Annotated in this window: 1 protein-coding gene; it reads left to right on the top strand. The window is 29.8% G+C overall.

Annotated elements, in window-relative coordinates:
* Positions 1-149 precede the first annotated feature (149 nt).
* A partial coding sequence (locus tag F0Q01_RS13750; RefSeq protein WP_243150681.1) for a hypothetical protein occupies positions 150-392 on the top strand: 243 nt, incomplete at its 3' end.

The raw sequence follows: 392 nt of genomic DNA, 5'->3' as shown, positions 1-392 counted from the left end.
TCAAAATACTTTACACCTCTTCTTAACAAATACTTCTCATACTACTTTAAAACAAATGAAATCGTTTGGCAACAATTAAACAAAAGATAAGATAAAAGTTGTGCAATTTAATAAATCCTATATAATGAAAAAATAGGAGTGGTTCATAGATGTTAGAAAAAAACTACATATTTTTACTTTGGATTTATATATTCTGGTTTTTAGGTAGCGTTTTGTTAGTATCCTTACACATTATTCCGCCAGAGCTAACTGCAGTGCAATCATTATTTTTAGTATTTACTGGTGTTTTTGCGGCTGTTTTCTTTATCATGCAGTATGGAAAGTGGCTCGGTTCAGCAATTACGTTACTTATTTTTGTTGTAAGTACTTGTATTGAATGGATGCAACTAAGT

Source organism: Pseudobutyrivibrio xylanivorans (genome assembly GCF_010906925.1).
GTDB lineage: Bacteria > Bacillota > Clostridia > Lachnospirales > Lachnospiraceae > Pseudobutyrivibrio.
This window is presented reverse-complemented; position numbering and strand designations above follow the sequence as displayed.